The organism is Alteromonas sp. AWQ4_252 (assembly GCF_056158205.1).
Genome location: NZ_JBSWSV010000001.1, coordinates 2128209 through 2152731 on the forward strand (window position 1 = coordinate 2128209; position 24523 = coordinate 2152731).

The window sequence follows — 24523 nt, forward strand, 5'->3', positions numbered from 1 at the left end:
AGAAAGTACGATGTCTTTTAATATTGCACTAAGTGGTGTTTCTGCCGCGCAAAAAGATTTGGACGTAACCGCCAACAATATTGCAAACGTCAATACGGTAGGTTTTAAAGAGTCAAGAGCAGAGTTTGGTGACGTGTATGCGTCCTCATTGTTAGCAGGTGGAAAAACGAAAGTTGGCGACGGTGTCCTGACCCAGGACGTCGCTCAGCAGTTTTCCCAGGGAAGCTTGCAATTTACCAACACGTCTCTCGATTTGGCAATTACAGGTAATGGCTTTTTTGCCACTGTACCGGAAATTACATCACGTGATTTTTCCTTTACTCGCGCCGGACAGTTTAAACTTGATGAAGACAACTTCGTGGTAAACAGCAGTGGTGATAACCTGCTGGGTTTTCCTGTGAATTCTGATGGCACCAGTTCATCAGTGGCGCTAAGTACCACAGAGCCAGTGCGGATCCCTGATTCTTCGGGCTCACCACAGCAAACCCAGGAAGTAGATATTCGCATGAACCTTCCTGCAGGAGATCAGGCAATCGACCCCACGCAATTTAATCCTGATGATCCGTTGACTTACAATGCGGCAACGTCTGTGACTGTGTATGACTCGTTAGGTGATAGTCACGTAATGACGTACTACTTCATCAAAGATCCGGCAGCATCTGCGACGAACGACTGGTATGTCGCTACCGCAATCGACGACAACCTTGTTGACTTAGTAAACTCAGATGGTACGAACTCTGATGTAACTACAGCAACAAACACTGTGGGTACTGCATCAGGTTTCTCCGCAACTGCTGCAAAATTGTCTTTCAGTCAGGGGGGCGATTTTATTGCTATCGAGTCCCCTGATGGCACAGCGCAAACAGACTTTAAGATTCAAACCGAAGCCTTAGGTGGCACAATTTTGGCGAATGGTTCTGACCCAGCGCAACAAATTGCTATCGACTTTAACCTGGATCCAAGTGGCGCAACACCCAATGAACCCACACAGTTCGCGTCGGCTTTTGAGGTAACCTCGTTAGAACAGGACGGCCTGCCCGTAGGTCGCTTAACGGGTATCGATATTGGTGCTGACGGTCTTGTTCGTGCGACTTTCTCAAATGGTACTTCCGAACCTATTGTACGGGTTGCACTGGTGAGATTTTCAAATGAGCAAGGTTTAACCCAGCAAAGCAGCACTCAGTGGAAAGAGTCAATAGAGTCGGGCGAAGCGTTAGCCGGTGAGGCTACCACAGGTACCTTCGGAGAAATCAACTCTTCTGCGCTTGAGCAAGCTAACGTGAACCTGACCACAGAGTTGATTGACCTGATCATCGCGCAGCGAAACTTCCAGGCCAACTCCAGAGCACTGGAAGTCAATAACCAGCTTAACCAGACCATTCTGAATATCCGATAACGGCTATATCGTCCCGTTTTTCAAGAGGCCGCCACGCGGCCTTTTTTACACCAATTCAATTTATTCCTATTGCTCCACGACAAAAAACGTTTATTTGTACGTTTTGGCATCTCAATTGCTACCTACTGGTTATGGGTAACTAAATCGTCAAAAGTCAGTCATGGACAAATTACTTTATATTGCTGCAAGCGGTGCCAAACAAGACCTTCTGGCTACAGGGGTGCGCGCCAATAATCTGGCGAATGCGCAGACCACGGGTTTTCGCGCACAACTCGAACAGGCAAGAGCAATGCCGGCCTACGGCGAAGGTTTGCCGTCCCGGGTATTTTCTATGACCGAGAGCCCATCGAACAACTATGAGTCAGGTGCCATGGTGCAGACTAATCGAGACCTGGATGTGGCCATTCAGGGCGATGGTTGGTTTGCAGTTCAGGCAGCTGATGGGCAAGAAGCCTACAGTCGTGATGGCAGTTTCCAGTTGGGTCCAGACGGAATACTGACTGATATGAATGGCAATGTGGTGATGGGGGACAATGGACCAATTTACCTTCCGGTACCATTAGACAATTTAAATATTGCTATGGATGGAACGATTTCAACCCGACCAATAGGTGCACCAGAGAACGTTTCTGAAGAAGTTGGCAGGTTAAAGTTGGTAAACCCTGATCTCAATAACATGGAACGAGGTTATGACGGTTTGTTTCGAACCATCGATGGCACTATCGCCCAAGCAGACGCGAATGTGATGGTGAGAACGGGCATGGTCGAGGGATCAAACGTAAATGCCGTAGATGAAATGGTCAATATGATTAGCTTACAGCGGCACTATGAAATGCAAGTAAAGCTGATGAAGCAAGCTGATGAGTTGTCTACCCGCGGCAATATGCTGTTGAGAATAATTTAATGAGTTAAATGACTGCCTTTTGGTAGTCTGGAGGTTGATATGCATCCTGCGTTATGGATTAGTAAAACGGGCCTAGACGCCGCACAAACTGATGTTGCGGTGGTATCGAATAACCTGGCAAACGCCTCAACGGTTGGGTTTAAGAAAGACCGGGCCATTTTTGAAGATTTGCTGTACCAGAACATCAATCAACCAGGTGGTCGTTCATCGGCAGACACAGAGCTGCCATCGGGTCTCATGCTGGGGTCGGGTTCAAAAGTCGTGGCTACGCAAAAAGCCCATACTCAAGGCAATTTATTAACCACTGAAAATGCCTTGGACATGTCAATTCAGGGGCGTGGGTATTTTGAAATCCTGCAACCTGACGGCACCATTGCCTATACCCGAAATGGTCAATTCACCATGAATGACCAGGGACAAATCGTCACCTCAGGGGCGGGATTTTTATTGCAACCTGAAATCGCGGTACCTGAAGATGCACAGCAAATAACGATTTCCCAAGATGGCGAAGTGTCCGCCTCAATTCGCGGAGAAGCGGAACCTCAGGTGCTTGGCCAGTTAAACATTTCTGATTTTGTTAATCCAACTGGTCTGCAACCTACAGGGCAAAATCTGTATGTTGAAACCGCATCAAGTGGTGCACCTATTCAAGGTGTACCAGGGTTGCAAGGGCTGGGAACTATCTCTCAAGGCACACTTGAAACCTCAAATGTGAATGTTACGGAAGAACTGGTAAACCTCATTGAAAGCCAGCGTTTGTATGAAATGAATTCCAAGGTGATCTCATCAGTGGATCAAATGCTTGGACAGGTCATTCAACAACTATAGCAGGTGATGTGATGCGGTTACTCAGTCTCGTAATATTCTGCGCCATGATAATGGGGTGTAACAGTACCCCAGAGCCTCCGGTTCAGGCGAATGATCCGGCATTTGCGCCGGTTGTGCCTGATATTCCAAGGGAGCAAATTGCCGAAGACGGTGCCTTGTTCCGCCCTTATATGGCTAACAGTTTGTATTCCGATGTAACTGCGCGCCGGGTCGGCGACATTATCACCGTCACCCTGAGTGAAAACACTGCCGCAACCAAGTCTGCAAATACCGCCACATCCAAGGAAACCGGTGTTGATTTGCAGCCCATAACCGGGCTTGCCGGGAATGCCCTTAATATAGGTAATCAGTCTATTCAATTGGGGATAGATTCAAGTAACGAATTTACCGGCGATGCCAGCGCCAATCAAAGCAACAGTTTGACCGGAGCTATTTCTGTCACTGTGGTAGATGTTATGCCAAATCAAAATTTAGTCATCCGCGGTGAGAAGTGGCTGACGCTGAATCACGGCGACGAATATATCCGTCTTACCGGAATTATTCGTCCAGCAGACATTAGCCCGGAAAACGAAATCGTGTCTACCAAAATTGCCAATGCCCGTATTCAGTACAGTGGTACAGGCAGTTTTGCCAGGGCACAGGAAAAAGGCTGGTTAACCCGCTTCTTTTCCTCTGAACTCTGGCCTTTCTAGGAGATTGTCATGCGATTGCTACAACACATTAGCGTAGTTTTGTTGTTGCTTTTAAGCACACAGACATCAGCTCAGCGGATCAAAGACGTTGCCAGTATTCAAGGGGTTCGAAGTAACCAGTTAGTCGGTTACGGTCTGGTTGTCGGTTTGCCGGGAACAGGAGAACAAAGCCCTTTTACCGAGCAGAGTTTCAGAACAATGCTCACTAATTTTGGCATCAGCTTGGATGCAAATACAAAACCCAAGATCAAAAACGTAGCAGCCGTGGCGGTTCACGCGGAACTGCCACCTTTCATCAAACCTGGCCAAACCATAGATGTGACAGTTTCTTCTGTGGGAGAGGCCAGTAGCTTACAAGGTGGTACGTTATTGCAAACGTTTCTGCGGGGCGTCGATGGCAATGTGTACGCAGTTGCCCAGGGAAGTTTGGTTGTTAGTGGTTTTGGTGCCCAAGGCGGGGACGGCTCACGGATAGTGGTAAACACGCCCACTGTAGGTCGTATTCCCAATGGCGCATTTGTTGAACAAGCGGTGCCATCAGGTTTTGCTAATGGCGATACCCTGACACTTAATCTACACTACCCTGATTTCTCAACCGCCAAACGTCTGGCAGACACAATTAACACCCGATTGGGCGCGCAACCAGATCAGGGTTATGTGATCGCAACGCCAATTGACGCCGCCTCGGTGCGCATTAGTGCGCCAAGAGATGTGGGCCAACGTGTCGGCTTCCTCGCCACCGTTGAGAACTTCGAGTTTGAACCCGCTGATGCCCCGGCGCGGGTGGTAATTAACAGTAGAACCGGCACCATTGTTATAGGCCGTGACGTGCGTTTGCTGCCAGCGGCTATTACCCATGGCGGGCTTACCGTAACTATTTCTGAAAACCAACAGGTGGCACAGCCTAATGCACTGGCTGACGGCGATACAGTGGTGACCACACAATCCATCGTTGATGTCGATTTAGCAGACAGCAGAATGTTTAAGTTTGAACCGGGTGTTACCCTCGATCAGTTGGTTCGTGCGGTGAACGAGGTAGGGGCCGCACCTGGAGACTTAATGGCGATTTTAGAGGCGCTTCGTCAGGCCGGGGCCCTGCGCGGTGAATTGGTGATCATCTGATGGATACACAGAGCCACGCAAACAGCCAGTTGGAAATGGCCCGCAACGTCAATGATATTGGTGGGCTGAATACGTTGCGTCAAGCCATCGCCGAAGGTGATGGTGAAGTGTTGCAGGAAGCTGCTCAGCAATTTGAAGCCATTTTTGTGCAGATGATGTTGAAATCTATGCGTAAGGCTCAAGATGCTTTGGCTGATAAAGACAGCCCGTTTAATTCACAACAAGTGAAATTCTATCGGGACATGCACGATCAGCAGCTCGCGGTAGACTTGTCCAGCAATGGTGGCATGGGCCTGGCGGACTTAATTGTAAAACAGTTAGGGCAACAGGATCCTAACTATCGACCAGCAAGTACTATTCGTTCAGATGGCAATTTGTCTTCAATCAACCGGGCAAGTACAGATGCAATTACGCAAGCGCAGGATATGATGCTGCAGTCGGCGTCTAAAGGCAGTACGTCTGCCTATAAAGCGGCGATGTTCGACGACCAACAAGCGTTTGTCGCTGCTCTGTATCCTTATGCCGAAAAGGCCGCTGCGGAACTAGGTACAGATGCTAAAGCCATTATTGCCCAGGCAGCCATAGAAACAGGGTGGGGACAATATGTTATCCACAATGCGCAAGGACAAAGTTCTCACAACCTTTTTGGCATTAAAGCCAATTCTCAATGGGCCGGAGAGCAAGCGGTGGTGGATACCATTGAATTCAGTGATGGCGTGCCTGAAAGACGAAAAGCGGCGTTCAGGCAGTATGCATCACTGGAAGAAGGGTTAGCCGACTATGTAAATTTTGTCCGTTCACAACCTCGCTATGCAGAAGCAGTGGCGGCGTCGGGTAACACACAAGCGTATTTCAACGAGTTGCAACAGGCGGGATATGCCACCGACCCCAACTATGCAAATAAAGTCATGTCAGTTTACCGCAGTGAAGCGCTGCAATCGTTTGAGCCATGATACGCGCGTTTTTTCGGAGTGTTGAGCTATGATCCGCAGCGATTTATTTACTATCGCCAATAGTGGTGTTACCGCTTCGAGTAAGTTGCTAAACACTACCTCGAACAATATTGCCAACGTCAATACCGAAGGCTATGTTCGCGAGCGAACAGTCTTTGAAAGCAGCACAATGGGCGGTGTTGGAGAAGCTACCACAGAGCGGGTGATAAGTGTTTTTGCGCAAAACCAACTGCGCCGTGATATTACTTCTGTGGGCGAACTCGATACTTACGTCGAGAAAACCAATACCCTGGACAATCTACTGGCTAGTGAAGCAAATTCAATTGCAAGCGGGTTGAGTGAGTTTTTTGCTTCAGTACAAACAGCTTCTGATGATCCGAGTAATCTGGCATCCCGTGAAGCCGTGTTAGGTAAGGCATCTGGGTTGCTTTCACGATTGAATACCCTTTCAGATTTTATGGAAGCCAAAGAAGAAGAGTTAAATTTGCAATTTACCAGCGAGGTAAACCGTGCAAATACTATTATTGAAAGTATCGGAGAGCTCAACACCGCTGTTCTCACGGCGAGAGGCAACGGACAGGGAGAGCCCACAGCCCTGTTAAACGAACGCGACAAGGCCATAAACGAACTTGCTGAACTGATGTCGATTGAGGTGAGAGAAAACCAGTACGGATCTGTGAATATTAACTTATCGTCTGGTGAATCTCTGGTGCTGGAAAATGGTGATTTCAATCTTTTTGAGTTAGGCAACGACGCAGATCTTACTTTCAAAGAATTACAGTTGGCTACGGACTTTACGCTGCCAAAACAAAATACGCTGATCAACGTAGATGAATCCGGGTTAGGCGGTTCTCTGGGGGGGCTGTTTCGCTTTAGAGATGAAATTCTGGGGCCAGCTCAGCGGGATATAGGTCAAATGGCGTTGGCCATGGCGGATGCAGTCAACAGCCAAAACCAACTTGGGATGGACCTTGATATGCAGCTGGGGGGCAACATTTTTACCATGCCTACTTTTGCAGGTCTCAATTTTGAGGGAACACCAGATAACCTTCCTGTCAGGGCTCAGGTTACGCCGGGAGAAGGGGCACAACTCACCGATGCGGATTACAAAATTACCGTGGATGCTGTGGACGGCTCAGGGTTTCCGACATCAATTACGCTCAGTTTGTTAAACGGTGACGGGACACCGAAGCTCGATGCCTCCAATGCCCCCGTTGAGTATCCAGGATTGGCCGTAACGTCGGGTTACAACGAATTACCTGCAGGTATACAGGTAGAATTTGAAGCTACTGCGGTTTATAGCGCCGGCAATGAGTTCCTGATACAACCTTCAAAATATGCAGCCTCAGACCTTGAGCTCGCGACGGAGCGCCCCGAGGATCTGGCCTTCGCTGCGCCGTTAAGGGTAGAAGCTGGAAGTGGTAATTTGGGCGATGCAACGGTAGGCACGGTACATATGAGTAACGCTACGGTAGATGCTGGACTTGGTGCCGAAGCATCAGCATTTAATGGCGCGGGTGGTATTCACGATGCAGCGAGTGCGCCTGGAGGTACGGTGGGAGCACCAGCACAAATACTATTTACCTCCGCAACAAGTTTTGAAGTGAGAGATGGCGCCGGTGGTTTAATCACCACGGTAAGCAATGTGTCTGACTATGAAAATTTGCTGGCAGATGCAGCTGCAAATGGGACTTCGCCTCCCTGGCCTGCGGCATTTAGCGCGCTTGACGATTACCCCGGCTATGACGTTAGCTTAAATGGTGTTCCAACAGCGGGAGATACGTTCTCGCTTAACTACAATACAGATGGCGTTGCAGACAATACTAATGCATTGGAAATGGCTCAGTTGCAACAAGATGCATTGGTTCAGCTTAGCAGTGATAGCAATAACAACCAACGCACGTTTCACGACGCCTATTCCTCATTGGTTGGTCGAGTCGGAGAAAAGGCCGCGATTGGTCAGATTTCACTGGATGCCGCTGAAGCCATGAAGGTGCAGTCAGAGAATTGGTTTGATTCCACATCCGGTGTGAGTCTTGATGAAGAGGCGGCCAATTTGGTTCGTTATCAGCAATCTTACGCTGCAGCTGCACGGATCCTCACTACGGCACAAGAGTTGTTTGATACGATTCTTGCTGCAGCAAGGTAGGTAAAATTATGCGTGTTTCAACCAACCAGATTTACGATCAAAATATCCGCGCTATTATGGATAATCAGTCGGGGCTGACACAAACTCAGGAAGCCTTGTCTACCGGTAAAAAGCTGAATCGTCCCAGTGACGATCCCGTTGGTGCCGCTAGCGTGATCCGCCTGACGGAACAGCTTGATAAAATTAGCCAATACCAGCGCAATAATGATTTGCTCACCAATGCACTTGAACAACAGGAAACCGTGTTAAGCAATATTCACAGTGCGTTGCAAGAGGCGCGAACAAAAGCCATTCAGGCAGGCTCGGGTATTATGTCTGACGAAGACAAACGGGCTATTGGTGTTGAAATTGAGCAAATCAGAAACGAAGTATTGGATCTGATGAACACCCGGGATGCTAATGGCAACTACATTTTTGCAGGTAATCAATCGCAACAGCAGGCGTTTACGTTTAATCCGGCTGCTACAGGGACAGCGGTTACCTACAATGGTGATGCCGGCGCAACCGAAGTGCGTTTATCTGATAGTGTATCGGTTCAGCGCAGTACTTCAGGTCAGGAAATCTTTGAAAACGTACTGGTAAGAAATAACTTTACTGTGGGTCCAGCTGTTGGTGCTTCAGTAGATAGCGCTTTGGTATCGGAGCAAGGTACATTTGATAATTTCTATACGAATAATTACGACCCTTTAGTGCCTGCCAACAATAATTATCAACTCGAAGTACTGGCATCCGGGCAATTGCAATTAACCAACACAGGTACAGGTGCCGTTGTCGATACCGTAGATTTTACCAGTACAGAGCCAGTAACGATCAAAGGGATGAGTTTTACCCTTGATGCTGTACCGGGCGATACGGTGGATTTTTCCCTTAATGCGCCCGAAAAGAAAAACGTGGCAGAAACACTGCACGATTTGGCTAACCAGCTAATTAACGACAACCTATCTGGCGACGCATTAACCGAAGCCTTGAGTGACGCACTGGTGGGCCTGGATAACGGCATGGAAAAGATCAGTCTTGAACGCTCGTCTTTAGGCGGACGACTCAACGTCGCAGAATCAATTTACGAAACAAATCTCGATTTAGAAATTTCAGCAAAAAGTGCTCGCTCGGCCATTGAAGACACCGATTACGCAGAGGCCTCGGCAGAGTTTGCCAAGCAGGAAACAGCGCTTAGCGCAGCGCTTGCAACGTTTCCTCAGGTCACTAACCTGTCATTGTTTAACTACATCTAACAAGCGCCGTCGGTCAAATTACGGCGCAATGCATTCAACCCTGATATTTCAGCAAAATATACTCTGGTCTGGTTGTCCATATGACCAGAATAGTAAGACATGAATAGTGTATCGCCTTGCAATACCAACCCTGGGTAACTGTTGTCTCCAGCGCTTGGCAGCGTAATTAAGGGGGTCAGCGTAGCAGTAGATAACTCAATTACCCACAATTGTGTAATCAGTTTTTTTCCGGTCCATTTCCTTCCCGCCACCAATGCGTAGTTCGCAGTCAGTGAAACCATGGCGGGGCCACCAATGCAGTCACCTACGCTTTTCCAGTGCCATTGCTGATAGGGTGGCTTACTTTGGCCTAACTGAGCCGTAAAAGAGTCTGCATCACGTCTTACAAGAGCAGTGATCTGTTCGTTGTCATCAATGATCAGGGCGCTTTCGTTGGGATATCCCAAACCGTGCTTAGCCAGGCTCATCGCTGGTACCGGGTGTCGAAACATTTGTTTATGAGGGTGTCCCACACACAAGTCTAACTGGTTCAGACCACGGTGGTAAGCGAAACCGTAAGCGTGCTTTTTACCCCAGCCAATTCGCCATAACCACCAGTGACTTTCACCGAACCGATGGGCGCTCGACCATGAATAACCGGTGTCAGTAAACCAGCTCACCATGGCGGTGTCACTGTGACCTCTTTCGTTCGCTTGAAATCGGGCAAAAGCGATTAACCAAATTCTTCCGTTTGCATCGCTACTGAGCTTTGGATCCCGCAAATCAGTATCTGGTACTGAAATATACTCCCTGGACAGCACTTTTCCGTCATGGTTCAGTGTGGCTATTACAATAATACCGTCGCCACTTACGTGGTTTGTTGCTTGCCGATAACAACATAAGAAACCGTCGTTGCTGGCGATTAAATCAGTAAAAGCGGCATGCGATGCGGGGCTGGATACGCGTGAAACTCGTTCAATTTTCATTTTTTTCCCCAGTCTGTAATGTAATAAAAACCAATACGTTATCAGAATAAAAGCGGCAAATCTCTGCCGCCTTCCGGCAATTTTAGTAAATTTATTCTAAAGGGATCTGCCAAACAGTCGATACAAAACACGAGAGAGCCAGTTCATCATTTACCCCTCAGGTTATGGTGACTACTATTTGTAATCGCCGGTAGTTCCGGCAGCCAGCCCTGCTGGACTGAGAGTGTAGGAGAGACTTATGTCTTTGTACGTTAATACCAATGCGTCTTCATTGAACGCGCAACGTCAGCTTTTCGACGTTAGTAATTCCCTGAGCACCTCGTTTGAGCGTTTATCATCTGGTTTCCGGATCAATAGCGCAAAAGACGATGCTGCAGGTTTGCAAATCACCGACCGAATGACCTCACAGGTTCAGGGTCTGAACCAGGCAGTACGTAATGCAAATGATGCGATCTCATTGTCGCAAACTGCAGAAGGTGCCCTGGACGAGACTACAACCGCCCTTCAGCGTATCCGCCAGTTGGCAGTACAGTCGCAAAACGGTATTAACAGCTCTGCTGACCGCTTGGCGCTGCAAAAAGAAGTATCTGCCCTTAAAACTGAGATAACCCGTATATCCACCGACTCACAATTCAACGGTGTAGACATTCTAACGGGCGGTTTTTCTGCACAGTTCCTCGTTGGGGCTAACGCAGGTCAGACTATTTCTGTAAACCTTTCTGCGGGCAATCTGGCCGGACTGAATGGCTTCAGCGCTGGTGGTCTGGGGATCAGTAGCGGATCTGTTGCTACGGTAACGGGTGCGTCAAGCTTACTGAGCGTTGTGGATGGTGCTATTTCTGCAATTGGTGGCGTTCGCGCGGATTTGGGTGCACTTCAGAACCGTTTCCAGTCTACTATTCGTAACCTTAGCAGCATTGCTGAGAACGTTTCAGCGGCCCGTTCGCGAATTCGTGATACGGACTTTGCCACAGAAACCGCTAATCTGACCCGTAATCAGATCATCCAGCAGGCAAGTACAACAGTACTGTCGCAGGCTAATCAGCGTCCGCAGGCTGCATTGCAGTTGTTGGGATAAGCTGATGAATAATACGCGTGGGAATGAAGCCGGGAGGTAGTGACTCTATGAGCCCTGTGCGTGAGAGTTTGCTTAAAGACTCCTAACTTTGAGCATGTAGGCCGGACTTTGTTCCGGCCTTTTTGTTATTTAAAACAAGTACTAAGAACTTTTCTGAAAAATTATCTTAAAAAGATCGTAAAAATATCTAAAGGATTTTTACTCTGTGTACGATACATAAAGCAAAGGGGCTGGGAACAATAAAAATAGCAAGCCAGTTCCATATTCGCTAATAAAAACAATAACAAGCGAAACGCAAAATGTCGCATAAAACAAAATATAGCGACGTTATAAAAAATCGTTAGGAGATAAGAAAATGAGTTTATTTGTAAATACCAATGTGTCGTCGTTAAATGCTCAACGACAACTGTTTAATACCAACAATGGCCTGAGTACAGCGTTTGAACGTCTGTCGTCTGGTTTCCGCATCAACAGTGCTGCAGACGATGCAGCGGGTCTGCAAATCTCAGATCGAATGACCTCCCAGATAATGGGCCTGGATCAAGCTGTCAGAAATGCAAATGATGGTATTTCTTTAGCGCAAACTGCTGAAGGAGCCATGCAAGAAATTACTACTGCACTGCAACGGATCCGTGTTTTGGCTATTCAGTCTCAAAACGGCATAAACAGCTCTGCAGACCGTTTAGCACTGCAAAAAGAAGTCTCTGCATTAAAAGTAGAAATTTCCCGAATTGCTTCAACGACGCAATTCGCTGGCGTGGATATTTTGAATGGTAGTTTTTCCTCTTCGTTTTTGGTTGGTGCCAACGCGGGTCAAACTATTGGCGTTAACGTCAGCCGAGCTGGTGGTTATGGTTTCTCAGGGTTAGTAGGTGGAAGTGATACGTCAGTGTTGACTGAAGATCTTGCTTCGGCAGCATTAACAGCAGTTGATGCGGCAATTTCCATTGTCGACGCTAAACGTGCGGATCTCGGTGCTATACAAAACCGTTTTCAGTCTACCATCCGCAACCTGAGCAATATCTCTGAAAATGTGTCGGCAGCGCGCTCACGTATTCGTGACACTGACTTTGCTACAGAAACGGCCGAACTAACTCGTAACCAGATCCTTCAGCAAGCCAGTACCACTGTGCTGTCGCAAGCGAACCAACGTCCCCAGGCAGCATTGAGCTTGTTGGGAGGTTAATTACCCCTTCTAAGATAGAATTTTGATTGAAAGAGAATTTTGTCTTGAAGTTGAAGTAAGTACTCACTATGAGGGCGCTGACTGGCAGGAATGAAGCCAGGAGGTAGTGAGAGGTATGAGGTCTGGAACAACATACCCGCCGTCAGCTGGAGCAAAGCGAACTTTGCCCGGGCATTACCGGGAGTGAACCGGCAATGTGTCAGTTTTTTATCACTGACACCTAAGTATTAGCACAGTATATGCCAATTTTTAACGTCACAGCGTTGACAATAATAATTCATACAGCGCTTATTAATTGTTAGGAGAGACTCATGAGTTTGTATGTAAATACCAACGTGTCGTCTTTGAACGCACAACGGCAAATGTTTAATTCTGGAAATGCTCTGACAACAGCGTTTGAACGCTTGTCCTCAGGCTTTCGAATTAACAGTGCTGCGGATGATGCCGCAGGCTTACAAATCTCTGACCGAATGACCTCCCAGATTATGGGTCTTGATCAGGCGGTTAGAAATGCCAACGATGGCATATCCCTGGCGCAGACCGCTGAAGGAGCTATGCAGGAGATTACTACGGCATTGCAACGCATCCGGGTGCTGGCCATACAGTCACAGAATGGTATTAATAGTTCTGCAGACAGGCTGGCGCTGCAAAAAGAAGTATCAGCGTTAAAAACAGAAATTTCGAGAATTGCCACTACTACACAATTTGCCGGAGTAGATATTCTCGACGGTGGGTATTCTGCCTCTTTCCTTGTGGGGGCCAATGCCGGACAAACTATAGGTGTCAATATCTCCAGAAGCGGTGGCTTTGGATTCTCTGGTTTAGTTGGTAATAGTGATACCTCCGTATTAACGTCAGATCTTGCATCGGCGGCATTAACCGCGGTAGATTCTGCTATATCAATTGTGGATGCGAAACGCGCAGATTTGGGGGCGATTCAGAATCGTTTCCAGTCAACTATTCGCAACCTGAGTAATATCTCAGAGAATGTGTCTGCGGCAAGATCACGCATCCGGGATACAGACTTTGCCACCGAAACGGCAGAATTGACCCGCAATCAGATTTTACAACAGGCCAGTAGTACAATTTTGTCGCAGGCGAATCAGCGGCCACAGGCAGCATTGTCATTACTAGGTTAAGAAGTACTCGATTCGCTTAAGCACATTTTCGCTAAGTGGATTGATGGGGAGGAGTTGAGAGGCCAACCCAAATGTTGGCGGCACCACAAGGCACCGCCAGCAGAAGAAAACGCCGACTAACAGGACTGAGAGGTAGAAGTGTGGTTGAGAGGCCAGTTAATTCTACTATTATTCCTGCCAGCCGACTGGAAACGATTTTACTATTTTGCTCTATCTCCTAACGTGAGCAAATTGGCCAGAACATCTGTTCTGGCCTTTTTTCTTTTTTTCGCCAGAACACTGCGCCATACCCACGCTAACAAATTAAAAGCACAACCTGTGCCAACATTGCGTCAAAAAAACGGCAGCTAATACTGTGGTATGTAAACCGATACCTTGTATTCATGGCGTTTCAAGCATATTTTTCCCTCAATTTTTCGCTTCTGCAAGCATATATTTTGTTTGATTAGTGCAATGTGTGTGCTTGTTAAACGTTTTTTTCATCATAAACTTCTTTAAAAGCAATGACTTGTAATTATTTTAAATTTTTTTCGAAAAAAAACTAAAGATCCTAAAGCTTTGGCCGATACCTTTAGCTGAGGGGTAATTTAATTACTTTTAACGTGATGCGTTTTGCATTACTGAAGAGGGGATTCAACGGGAGTAGTGACCCGGCGAATCTGAACTGGCAGGGTTTGATTGTAGCATTGGATACATCGAATCCCTAGGAGGTATTCAAATGTCTTTATATGTAAATACTAATGCTTCTTCTATCAACGCACAGCGTCAGTTGTTCGATGTAAGCAATAAATTAAGTACGTCTTTTGAGCGGTTGTCATCCGGTTTTCGCATTAATAATGCGGGCGATGATGCGGCAGGATTACAGATTTCAGATCGTCTGACATCTCAGGTTCAGGGTTTGAACCAGGCGGTGCGTAACGCTAACGATGCCATTTCGTTGACACAAACAACTGAAGGCGCACTTGCTGAGGTAACAACCAGCTTGCAGCGTATCCGTCAGCTTGCCGTGCAATCTCAAAGTGGTATTAACAGTTCTGCTGACCGTGCAGCACTGCAAAAAGAAGTATCTGCGCTTAAAACAGAAATTTCCCGTATCTCGACCGACACCCAGTTCGGTGGTGTTGACCTGTTAAAAGGCGGCTACTCAGCTACCTTCCTGGTGGGTGCAAATGCGGGTCAATCTATCAGTGTTAATTTGTCCAGAACCAGCGGCTTCGGCGCATCTGGTTTAGGTGTTGGTACCATTGATATTGGTACTGCGGGTGGGGCGAGTGCCGCGCTAACAGCAATCGACAACGCAATTTCGTCTGTTGGTGGTGTACGTGCTGATTTAGGTGCTTTGCAAAACCGTTTCCAATCTACTATTCGCAACCTTAGCAGTATCTCTGAGAACCTCTCGTCTGCACGTTCACGTATTCGCGACACAGATTTCGCTTCAGAAACTGCAGAACTAACAAGAAATCAGATTGTACAACAGGCATCAATCTCAGTATTGAGCCAGGCGAATCAGCGTCCACAAGCTGCGCTTTCTCTGTTAGGATAATAACAGAGGATCCGTACTTAAAGGGTTAGGGAAATACACTGTGTATTTCCCTTCTGCTCATTTGAGAATGGGAGGGTAATGTGGAAATTGCAAATATACAAAGTGGCCAGAATTTTGCTGCTTCGAATTTAGCGGAATTACAAGCTCCTTCAACACTGCGAAATACTCAAGCAGAAAATGGCAGTGGTGATAACAATGCATCTCGCCAAACTGATGGGGTTTCCGCTAAAGAAAATGTTCAAGGAAATACTGCGCCTGCCGATAACCTGAACAGAGAGGTGCAGGATCTCGACAATATTGAGGTTGCTGCTCGTGAGGTCGAGGCATTTTTACAAGTTCAGAATCGCAACTTAGCATTTTCCGTTGACGAAGAAACTAATCGTTCGGTTGTTACGGTAAAAGATTCTGCTTCTGGTGATGTTATCCGGCAAATTCCTTCTGACGAAGTTTTAAAGCTCGCCGAACGGATCAAAAATTTGCAGGAAGATGTTGGTAGTAGTGTGGGAGTGCTTGTAAACAACCAGGTTTAAATGACGAGGTAACAAATGACTATACAATCGTTAGGTGTTGGTTCTGGACTTGCGCTTGACGATCTGGTCACGCAATTGCTTGATGCTGAACGTACGCCCAAAACTGAGGCGCTAAACGAGCGTGAAGATCGTGTTGAGGCAGAAATTTCCGGTCTTGGACAGGTTAAATCCCTGCTATCGGACTTTAAAGATTCAGTCGACAAATTGCGCAGTGATAACGACATTAACGGTCGTGAACCTACTATCACTAATCCTGATGAAGACGTGGATATCTTTTCTGCCGAGGCATCAAATTCAGCACTTCGTGGCAGCTATGAAATAGCTGTCGAGCAACTCGCTAGTGGCAGCCGTATTGTTACCGACGACGGTAATTTCACCAGCTCAGATGATGCGGTGCTTTCTTCCGGTACCGGTTCGCTCACATTTAATGTGGGTGGTACTGGTGACTCCTTTAGTATCAATGTTTCTGCCGGCATGACGCTCACCCAGCTTCGGGAAGCTATCAACAATAGTGAAGATAACTTTGGCGTTAATGCTAATATCATTGATACTGGTACGTCGGCAGGGCCTAAACTCGTCTTTACATCTGATGTCACGGGAAATGGAAACGATCTTGAGATCGTTAATGATACTGGTGCGGCAGAGCTTAATCGTGTGGCGACGAGTAGCAGCAATCCGTCCGGTCTAATATCGGCGGGTAATATTACAGCCGCAACTAACGCCAGGGCTACTATCGATGGTATTGTCGTAGAAAGCAGTACGAACGAGTTTGAAAATACCATTCAAAATGTCTCCTTTGAAGCTGACCGCGTTTCTCCTTTTGCCGCAGACGGGGTGACGTTTCAAACTTCAACCTTGGAAATCGGTTACGACCGCGATGGATTAGACAAGAAAATCCGTGACTTTGTGGAAAATTATAACAAGGTAATGGCCGAGCTTCAGAATTTGACCCGCTACGGTGAGTCAGAACTGGAAGAAGACGGCGCCCTCGCTGGCGATTCCCTGATGCGAGGTATTATGACGGGGTTAGGTTCTATTGTCGGTGGTAATGTGTCGTCTTCCGCACTCGGCGGTCTTTTCCAGCTTGGTGTGGAACTAAATTCCGACGGTGAGTTGGAAATAGGTGATACTGATTTTGGTCTTGGTTCGGGTAATGAACGTCTTGAAGACGCGTTGGAAGATAATTTTGACGAAATTGCCAAACTTTTTACTGATGAAAACGAAGGTATTGCCGTTAAACTCTATGAGTTTGCTGATCAGTACACATCATACAGTGGTCTCCTTAGCTTGCGGGAGCGTGCTGCAAAAGATAATCGTGAAGAAATCTATGATGATCGCGAGCGACTAGAATTGAGAATGGCAAGCTACGAACAAATATTACGGGACAAGTACTTAAATCTAGACCAAACCGTATCGCAATTGAATCAGACGGGTTCTGCTTTATTGGCAACCTTAGGATAAGTTAGGAGTTATCATGGCACTGAAAGGCATCAATGCTTATCGAAAAGGCAGTTTGAAACAAGATATTGCCAATGCTGATCCTCATAAGTTGACCCTTATGCTTATGCAAGGCGCACTTGACCGTCTCGCTTATGCCAAGGGAGCGATGGAGCGTAAAGAATATGCAGCAAAATCTGAGTTCCTTTCCCGGGTAACAGCTATTTTAATGAACCTGCGCGACACATTAGATTTAGACGTGGGTGGCGAAATGGCTGAAAACATGTTTGCTCTTTACGAGTATATGATTGAGCGAACAGGTGAAGCTCACGTACGTAATGACTTGCAGATCCTGGATGAAGTGATTAGCCTGTTAACTCCAATTCGGGATGCATGGGTACAAATACCTCAAGCTGCAAAAGAAGAAGCTTACGAAGCCCAGCGCCAAAAACGTCAGGCCGTGTGAATACTGAACTAAATCATGAACTAACACCCCAGGCACTGGTCAAAATCAACGCTAAGATTTTATTGTGCCTGGCGGGTGAAGATGATGAAACCCGCTATCAAACATTGCGCGCACTTATTCAAGAGCGCGATGAATTTATCCAGTCATATCTATCATCTCTTGATAAAAATACTGCCAGATCTTTTGCAGAACAGGAAGTTAGCGTCAATAATAAGTTATTAGAAGTGGCGCAAACTTTGCTAAAATCAGCTAAAGACGATGTAAGTCACTTTGTGCGAAGTCAAAAAGCAGCACAAAAATATCGTTAGTGTGGTTTGGGCTTCAAGGTGCGCTCAATAAATCAAGGCTGCCAACAAACAGCAGATAACTTGTGGAATCAATCGCATGTTTAATAACAAGAATATTCTCATTACCGGTGGAACAGGCTCTTTTGGCAAAAAGTTTGTAAGTTATCTGCTGTCCAACTACTCGCCAACAAAAATAATTATTTATTCACGAGATGAGTTAAAACAATTCGAAATGCAGCAACATTACGACGCAAGTTGCATGCGTTACTTTATTGGTGATGTAAGAGATAAAGACCGTCTGATTACCGCCATGAAAGGTGTGGACTACGTGGTACACGCTGCCGCTTTAAAGCAAGTTCCGGCGGCTGAGTACAATCCCAATGAGTGTATCAAAACTAATATCAATGGCGCGCAAAACGTGATCGATGCTTGTATAGCCAGCAACGTTTCTCGTGTCATTGCACTCTCGACCGACAAAGCGGCGAACCCTGTGAATTTATACGGGGCAACGAAATTGGCGTCAGATAAATTGTTTGTGGCTGCAAATAATATATCTGGTGCATCTGGACCACGTTTCTCTGTTGTTCGCTACGGCAATGTGGTTGGCTCAAGAGGCTCAGTAGTGCCGTTTTACCGCAAACTCCTTGCTGAAGGGCGTCAATCCCTGCCCGTTACTCATCCCGAAATGACCCGCTTTTGGATAACCCTGGACGAAGGTGTAAAGTTCGTAGTGGATAACTTTTCTCGTATGCAGGGTGGAGAAATTTTTGTACCTAAAATTCCTTCCATTCGCATTGTTGATTTGGTTGAGGCGATGAGTGGCAAGCGCGAATTCGATACTATTGGAATTCGTCCAGGGGAGAAATTACATGAAGTAATGGTGCCTGAAGAAATGGCACATCATTCAATCGAGTTCGACGATCACTTTGTTATTGCACCTGCTATCACCTTTTTTGATAAGAATGTGGATTATTTCAAGAATCGTCTGGGTGAATCAGGTGTATCGGTTGAAGATAAATTTGAATATCACTCGGGAAAGAACCCCCATTTCCTTACGGTAGAAGAGCTTCGAGAGCTGGATAAGATAACGCTATGATCCCCTACGGTAAGCACTCGGTAAATGACGAAGACGTAGAAGCAGTAGTTCAGGTACTTAAAAATGAGTTTTTAACTCAGGGTAAACGGGTACCGGCGTTTGAGCAGGCATTGTGTGACTACACGGGGGCTGGTTATGCCGTGGCCTGTAATAGTGGAACGTCGGGATTACACATAGCGTGTTTGGCGGCGGGCGTGGACAAGGGAGATCTGGTATGGACCGTACCGAATTCCTTTGCAGCTTCCGCAAATGCTGCACTTTACTGTGGAGCACAAATAGACTTCGTTGATATTGACCCCATCACCAGAAATCTGTCGGTTTCTGCTCTTGAAGACAAATTAAAAAATGCGGTTAAAGCCGGGCGATTGCCTAAAGCTATCGTGGTGGTTCACTTTGCTGGCAGTAGCTGTGATATGCAGGCCATTGCCGCGTTAACATCACCTCTGGATATTATCCTTATTGAGGATGCCGCTCACGCATTGGGTGGCAAAGATAATGTGGGTAATAGAGTGGGGGCATGCACTTATTCAGCGATGACGGTAAGTAGTTTTCATCCGGTTAAATCCATCACCACAGCAGAAGGTGGCGTAGTATTTACCAATGACAACGCAACAGCGGAAAAATTGCGGTTATTCGCCTCTCACGGCATTATTAAACAATCGTCGCAAATGCCCGCTGGACATGAAAATGAGCCCTGGTTCTACGCACAAATAGATTTAGGATATAACTACAGGTTGAGCGATCTGCACGCTGCCCTCGGTCTGGTACAATTAGAAAGACTTGATGAGTTTGTCAGTGCCAGATTAGAAAAAGCTAACTATTACCATCACGCACTAGCCTCGTTGCCGGTGACACGCCCTTTGTTGGATAGCAACAGCGCTTGGCACTTGTACATGATTGAAGTTCAAGAGCATCAGCGCACCCGTGTTTTTAATACGTTGCGCGAGAAAGGGATCGGTGTCAACGTACACTATATTCCTATTCACTTACATCCATTTTACCAACGTATGGGGTTCGCACATGGCGACTTTCCCAACAGTGAAATGTATTACCAAAAAGCGATCACTTTACCTTTATATCCAGACCTTTCGGCCGATAACCAGAACAGGGTAGTAAGTAGTCTTGAAGAGGCGTTGAGGTGAACATCGCAGTCATACCTGCCAGGGGTGGCAGTAAGCGTATTGTAGGAAAAAATATCAGGCCTTTTGCGGGAAAGCCGTTAATTGCGTATTCGTTGGAGGCCGCAAAGCAAAGCGGGTTGTTCGACGATATAGTGGTAACCACAGATTCCGACGAAATTGCCGTCATTGCCAGAGATTATGGCGCGACTTATGTGGTTATGCGGCCTGAAGAACTTGCGAACGACGTTGTGGGTACTTTCCCAGTGGTGCAACACGCCATTGATGTCTACCAGCAGGACAAAGGGCCACTGGATAATGTCTGCTGTATTTATGCTACAGCGCCTTTTCTTCAGGCTGAAAAGTTGAAAGAAGGTTTACAGCGTTTGCAGGCAGATGCTGGTATGCATTTCGCGTTTTCTGTTACCACGTTTCCCTTTCCTATTCAGCGCGCTATTCGCCTGGAAGGGAAAGGTGTGGTGCCCATCCAGCCTGATAAAATGGGCAAGCGCTCTCAGGATCTTGTGGAGTGTTATCACGATGCAGGCCAGTTTTATTGGGGGACGACTGCGGCGTGGTTATCCGGTAAGCCAACGTTTGCAACAACCAGCATTCCCGTGGTACTTCCCCGCCATTTAGTACAGGATATAGATACGCCAGAAGATTGGCAACGAGCCGAGTTGATGTACCGGGCTTATGTAGCAATGGATTAATATGAAAGAAAAGATACTGATCATCCGCATGCTGGGGTTGGGCGACGTTACCTGTATTGGTATTCCCGCCATCCGTCATATTCGCAAGCAATGCCCAGACGCCGAAATTCATGCACTGACCTATGCTGCAGGCGAAGATATTCTCAAACTCGCTGAACCTTCTGTTCGGGTTTATGGTTTAAAACAAGGTGAGTGGCCAGAAAATATTGTCGATGCGATGCAGACGTTTTTGGGGTTAGCAGAAGTTATTCTTGGAGAAGAATACACACAGATTATTAACCTTGATACCTGGTTTATGCCTTGTTTTCTGGCGCGCTTTCTCAAAGATGCCGGCGAGCCGGTAATTGGCAACACCATGGGTATTGGCGTGGCCGAGTTAGTTGATAAATTTCAAAATCAAACGCTGTCGGCTGATTATGTGAACACGCCAGCACAGTATATGCAGAGCTCCTGGCTAAGTATGGAACAATGGCACACCACGTGGTGGGAGTATGGAGATCCTCCTGAACGGGGCTATCCTGAGTTTTATTTAAGACGATGTTGTGGCTTTAGTGGTATTGAAATGAATATGTCCATTAATGTTGCACCAGATGAGTATTTTTCTTCCAGTAAGCGTCCGGTTATCGCTTTGGCAACAAATGCCCGAACCATTGAGCGACATTATCCCCATGGCGAAACTTTACAAAGGCAACTAGAACAGGCAGGTTGTGACGTTTGGACAGGTTTTGATGGCCGTTGTTCTATGGCGCAAACCCTGGCACAACTTAAAGCGAGCGCATTACTGGTTACTGTGCCGTCCGCTCCGCAGTGGTTGGCAGCCACCGTCGAAACGCCGTCGTTGGTCATTAGTGGTGGTGTTGACCCAAGAACACTGATGCCCGATTTCGCGACGGATATGTCACCTGAACCTGTTCCTCCTGAGGAATTAGTGGAGGGCGTACTTGCTATTTTGGAGGAGCGCAGGCATGCATGACGTAAAAATAGGGGACAGAATAATTGGTCCTGACGAACCTCCGTTTATAATTGCGGAGCTTAGCGGTAATCACAGTCAGAACTTTGAACTCGCTTGCAAAATGGTTGATGCCGCTGCTGAAGCGGGCGCTCACGCAATTAAATTACAAACTTACACCGCTGATTCCATGACATTGGATGTAGAAAACGATGATTTTGTTATCGGCGAGAAAGACAGTTTATGGCACGGAGCGTCTCTTCATGCTCTTTATCAAAAAGCGGCTACCCCATATGAATGGCATCAACCTCTGTTTGAGCGGGCAAATAAACTGGGCATGCTGGCATTTAGCTCGCCTTTTGACAATGACGCTGTGGATTTCCTCGATAGCCTGCACGTACCCTGCTTTAAGATTGCTTCATTTGAATTAACAGATTTACCTCTTATTGCCCACACTGCCAGCAAAGGTAAGCCACTTATCATGTCTACAGGCATGGCGAGTTTGTCCGAAATTGAACAAGCCGTACACTGTGCGCGCTCACACGGCTGTGATGACATTATTCTGTTGAAGTGCACTAGTACTTATCCAGCAGAGCCCGGCAATACGAACCTGATCACCATCCCAAACATGCGCAATGCGTTTCACTGTCAGGTGGGGTTAAGTGATCATACAGGTGGAATTGGGGTGTCGGTGGCTTCCGTAGCGCTTGGTACTACAGTGATTGAAAAGCACTTTGTTCTCGACCGCAGTGCAGGCGGTGTAGACGCTGCTTTTTCTTTAGAACCTGCAGAGCTTAAAAGTCTGGTTACCGAGTCTGAGCGTGCGTGGCAAGCCATGGGACAGGTGCGATACGGCGGCAGTCGCGCTGAAGAGAAGGCCAAGCAATACAGGCGTTCAATTTATGTTAGTAGAGACGTTGCCGCAGGCGAAGTGTTAGATAAGCACAACCTGAAAATAGTGCGACCGGCATTTGGACTGGCCCCTAAACACTGGCAGAACGTCACTGGTACAAAAGCCCGTTGTGCGCTGAAAAAGGGCACGGCGCTTAAGTGGGAACACATTTTACCGTGAGACCGTTATTATTTCGCGTCAACGTGTCACCGACAATTGGCATGGGGCACCTCATGCGTTGTCTGGCGCTGGCTCAAGCTGCGGAAGAAAGCGACATTCCCTGTCACTTTGTTGTCGACAATGGCGGCAAGGCACTGGCACTAGCGCGTCAGGACTGGATTTACCCTGTGACAGAAATACCTGCATTGCCGGATAAGCAAGCTGGAGAGTGGCTTAGCGCGTTAGCTGCAGACATTCACGCTTGTGCCGTCATTGCAGATGGATACGACATCAGTGTTATAGAACTTGATGCAGTGAACAGAAGCGGTATTCCGTTGGTAATTATGGATGACGGGCAGTTATCTCTAATCTCGTTGGCGTCGTTGATTGTAAACAGTACATCGAGCGCATTTGATGAACGATACAAGCAGATAAACCCTCATGCCAGAGTATGCTCTGGCTCACAATACCGATTAATGCGAAGAGAGTTTCAGCAGGGCGCGAACATCCCCTTTGATCGGCGTCATGGTATAGCCGTGTGTATTGGCGGCAGCGATCCTAAGGGATTAACCGCGCCACTCATAACAGCGCTAAGCGAGGTACTGACCGATGTGCCTGTTCGTGTAGTAACCGGCGCGGCTTTCAAAGAGGTACAGGCATTGCAGCAGGTAATAAGCGCCAGCGAGCTACCTATTCAGCATATTCACAACAGTCAGGATATGGCTGATGTGTGGCGCCATTGCAAGCTGGCTGTGAGTGCTGCTGGTGGCAGTCAGTTTGAACTGGGCGTGTGTGAAACCCCGTCAATTCTGCTGATGGTTGCTGAAAATCAACGCTCGGCAACTGAGCGTGCTGTTATGGAAGGATGGTGCGAAATGTTTGATTGTACAACTCAGGCACCGCTACAAGACATTGCGAGAAGAGTCAGTGCATTGTGGCACGAGCCATCACAACTCGCCGGTATGCATAACGCCGTAGCGGGCCGATATCATGCCGATGGCGCTGAAAAGGTGCTAAGTGCCATTGCCGGGGTGATTTAGCAATGATTTCTACACAGTTAGTACAAACGCCTGAAATCTCTGCCTACCAGGTTTCGTTGCGTCCGGTAGCAGAACAGGACCTGTCGCTACTTCGAGCGTGGCGCAACAGTGATTTTGTCCGTGAAAAAATGGTATCCACATCACTTATCACAGCAGAGCAACAGTCTGCCTGGTTCAAAAAAATTAGTCATGACGAAACCCAGATGCACTGGGTGATTGAATACCGAGGACAGCCCATAGGTTCGACAAATGTAAAAGTGCCGGTTTCCGGAGAGACGGTTTTTACAGCAAGGGCTCTGGAACCTGGTTTGTATATTGGCGATGAGAAGTATCAGGGAAACATTCTTGCATTTGCGCCAACCCTGGCTATGTACGACTATTGCTTTACACACTTCGCTACAAACTCGTTTAGGGCCGCGGTAAAGCAATCAAACGCTGCGGCGCTAAAATACAATCAGCAATTGGGCTACGAAATCATCAATCAGGATGATTTTGTTCACTTGCGCTTGCAAAAAGAGGCCTATGAGCGGCAAACTGTTACTTTAAAGTCATTCTTGTCGCGTTCGCGCAAGTCTTAGCTAATTAAGAGGTTTTTTGTGAACAATCAGCAAAAACTCGTTCAATCTTTTGTTCAGGCCTTAGGGGTAAC

At 47.2% G+C, this 24523-nt stretch carries 24 protein-coding genes; 23 read left to right on the plus strand and 1 reads right to left on the minus strand.

The genetic code is table 11. The features are described 5' to 3' along the window. Positions 1-10: 10 nt before the first annotated feature. The 8 genes from flgE to flgL all read left to right on the plus strand — a co-directional run bounded on the left by flgE (position 11) and on the right by flgL (position 9276). Positions 11-1396, plus strand: a complete 1386-nt coding sequence (flgE, locus tag ACXACM_RS09405) for a flagellar hook protein FlgE (protein WP_474821310.1) — start codon at positions 11-13, stop codon at positions 1394-1396. A 160-nt stretch (positions 1397-1556) separates the two neighbouring features. Continuing rightward, positions 1557-2300 carry a flagellar basal-body rod protein FlgF gene (gene flgF, locus ACXACM_RS09410; protein ID WP_474821311.1) on the plus strand — a complete coding sequence of 248 codons (744 nt, stop codon included), beginning with the start codon at positions 1557-1559 and terminating at the stop codon, positions 2298-2300. Positions 2301-2339: 39 nt separating this feature from the next. Next, positions 2340-3128 (plus strand): flagellar basal-body rod protein FlgG, encoded by a 789-nt coding sequence (gene flgG / locus ACXACM_RS09415; RefSeq protein ID WP_216025720.1) that lies wholly within the window; start codon positions 2340-2342, stop codon positions 3126-3128. A gap of 11 nt (positions 3129-3139) precedes the next feature. Beyond that, positions 3140-3820 carry a flagellar basal body L-ring protein FlgH gene (gene flgH, locus ACXACM_RS09420; protein ID WP_474821313.1) on the plus strand — a complete coding sequence of 227 codons (681 nt, stop codon included), beginning with the start codon at positions 3140-3142 and terminating at the stop codon, positions 3818-3820. A 9-nt stretch (positions 3821-3829) separates the two neighbouring features. Next, positions 3830-4942, plus strand: a complete 1113-nt coding sequence (locus ACXACM_RS09425) for a flagellar basal body P-ring protein FlgI (protein WP_474821314.1) — start codon at positions 3830-3832, stop codon at positions 4940-4942. After that, positions 4942-5895: a flagellar assembly peptidoglycan hydrolase FlgJ gene (gene flgJ, locus ACXACM_RS09430; RefSeq protein ID WP_474821316.1), complete on the plus strand. Its 954-nt coding sequence runs from the start codon at positions 4942-4944 to the stop codon at positions 5893-5895. Before ACXACM_RS09425 ends, flgJ begins: the two co-directional genes overlap by 1 nt. A gap of 28 nt (positions 5896-5923) precedes the next feature. Next, positions 5924-8044, plus strand: coding sequence for a flagellar hook-associated protein FlgK (flgK, locus tag ACXACM_RS09435; RefSeq protein WP_474821317.1), 2121 nt, complete (start codon positions 5924-5926; stop codon positions 8042-8044). An 8-nt stretch (positions 8045-8052) separates the two neighbouring features. Then, complete coding sequence (gene flgL / locus ACXACM_RS09440; protein ID WP_474821318.1) at positions 8053-9276, plus strand: flagellar hook-associated protein FlgL; 1224 nt, start codon at positions 8053-8055, stop codon at positions 9274-9276. Here flgL and ACXACM_RS09445 read toward each other — a convergent pair. Continuing rightward, positions 9273-10241, minus strand: a complete 969-nt coding sequence (locus tag ACXACM_RS09445) for a hypothetical protein (RefSeq protein ID WP_474821319.1) — start codon at positions 10239-10241, stop codon at positions 9273-9275. The two genes, flgL and ACXACM_RS09445, sit on opposite strands and share 4 nt — an antisense overlap. 238 nt (positions 10242-10479) lie before the next feature. Between ACXACM_RS09445 and ACXACM_RS09450 the strand changes: the two genes are divergently transcribed. The 15 genes from ACXACM_RS09450 (at position 10480) to ACXACM_RS09520 (ending at position 24452) form a co-directional block, all read left to right on the plus strand. Continuing rightward, positions 10480-11319: a flagellin N-terminal helical domain-containing protein gene (locus ACXACM_RS09450; RefSeq protein WP_474821321.1), complete on the plus strand. Its 840-nt coding sequence runs from the start codon at positions 10480-10482 to the stop codon at positions 11317-11319. A gap of 355 nt (positions 11320-11674) precedes the next feature. Continuing rightward, positions 11675-12505, plus strand: coding sequence for a flagellin N-terminal helical domain-containing protein (locus ACXACM_RS09455; RefSeq protein WP_474821322.1), 831 nt, complete (start codon positions 11675-11677; stop codon positions 12503-12505). A gap of 311 nt (positions 12506-12816) precedes the next feature. Next, a complete protein-coding gene (locus ACXACM_RS09460; RefSeq protein ID WP_474821323.1) occupies positions 12817-13644 on the plus strand; it encodes a flagellin N-terminal helical domain-containing protein in 828 nt (275 codons plus the stop codon). 718 nt (positions 13645-14362) lie between these two features. After that, on the plus strand, positions 14363-15187 hold the full coding sequence (locus tag ACXACM_RS09465) for a flagellin N-terminal helical domain-containing protein (RefSeq protein WP_474821325.1): 825 nt from the start codon (positions 14363-14365) through the stop codon (positions 15185-15187). A gap of 80 nt (positions 15188-15267) precedes the next feature. Next, on the plus strand, positions 15268-15717 hold the full coding sequence (locus tag ACXACM_RS09470) for a flagellar protein FlaG (RefSeq protein ID WP_474821326.1): 450 nt from the start codon (positions 15268-15270) through the stop codon (positions 15715-15717). A gap of 15 nt (positions 15718-15732) precedes the next feature. Beyond that, positions 15733-17178, plus strand: coding sequence for a flagellar filament capping protein FliD (gene fliD / locus ACXACM_RS09475; protein WP_474821328.1), 1446 nt, complete (start codon positions 15733-15735; stop codon positions 17176-17178). A 13-nt stretch (positions 17179-17191) separates the two neighbouring features. After that, positions 17192-17620, plus strand: a complete 429-nt coding sequence (fliS, locus tag ACXACM_RS09480) for a flagellar export chaperone FliS (protein WP_474821329.1) — start codon at positions 17192-17194, stop codon at positions 17618-17620. Continuing rightward, positions 17617-17928 (plus strand): hypothetical protein, encoded by a 312-nt coding sequence (locus ACXACM_RS09485; protein WP_474821330.1) that lies wholly within the window; start codon positions 17617-17619, stop codon positions 17926-17928. The genes fliS and ACXACM_RS09485 overlap by 4 nt, the downstream gene beginning before the upstream one ends. A gap of 76 nt (positions 17929-18004) precedes the next feature. After that, positions 18005-19003 (plus strand): UDP-N-acetylglucosamine 4,6-dehydratase (inverting), encoded by a 999-nt coding sequence (gene pseB, locus ACXACM_RS09490; protein ID WP_474821332.1) that lies wholly within the window; start codon positions 18005-18007, stop codon positions 19001-19003. Next, positions 19000-20145, plus strand: coding sequence for a UDP-4-amino-4,6-dideoxy-N-acetyl-beta-L-altrosamine transaminase (gene pseC, locus ACXACM_RS09495; RefSeq protein ID WP_474821333.1), 1146 nt, complete (start codon positions 19000-19002; stop codon positions 20143-20145). The genes pseB and pseC overlap by 4 nt, the downstream gene beginning before the upstream one ends. Then, positions 20142-20834, plus strand: coding sequence for a pseudaminic acid cytidylyltransferase (pseF, locus tag ACXACM_RS09500; RefSeq protein ID WP_474821335.1), 693 nt, complete (start codon positions 20142-20144; stop codon positions 20832-20834). Before pseC ends, pseF begins: the two co-directional genes overlap by 4 nt. Position 20835: 1 nt before the next feature. Then, positions 20836-21807, plus strand: a complete 972-nt coding sequence (locus ACXACM_RS09505; protein WP_474821336.1) for a glycosyltransferase family 9 protein — start codon at positions 20836-20838, stop codon at positions 21805-21807. Then, positions 21800-22855: a pseudaminic acid synthase gene (gene pseI, locus ACXACM_RS09510; protein ID WP_474821337.1), complete on the plus strand. Its 1056-nt coding sequence runs from the start codon at positions 21800-21802 to the stop codon at positions 22853-22855. The genes ACXACM_RS09505 and pseI overlap by 8 nt, the downstream gene beginning before the upstream one ends. Continuing rightward, the gene (gene pseG / locus ACXACM_RS09515) at positions 22852-23874 is read left to right on the plus strand and encodes a UDP-2,4-diacetamido-2,4,6-trideoxy-beta-L-altropyranose hydrolase (protein WP_474821339.1); all 1023 of its coding nucleotides are present in this window, start codon (positions 22852-22854) and stop codon (positions 23872-23874) included. The genes pseI and pseG overlap by 4 nt, the downstream gene beginning before the upstream one ends. 2 nt (positions 23875-23876) lie before the next feature. After that, positions 23877-24452, plus strand: a complete 576-nt coding sequence (locus ACXACM_RS09520) for a GNAT family N-acetyltransferase (protein ID WP_474821340.1) — start codon at positions 23877-23879, stop codon at positions 24450-24452. Positions 24453-24523 lie beyond the last annotated feature (71 nt).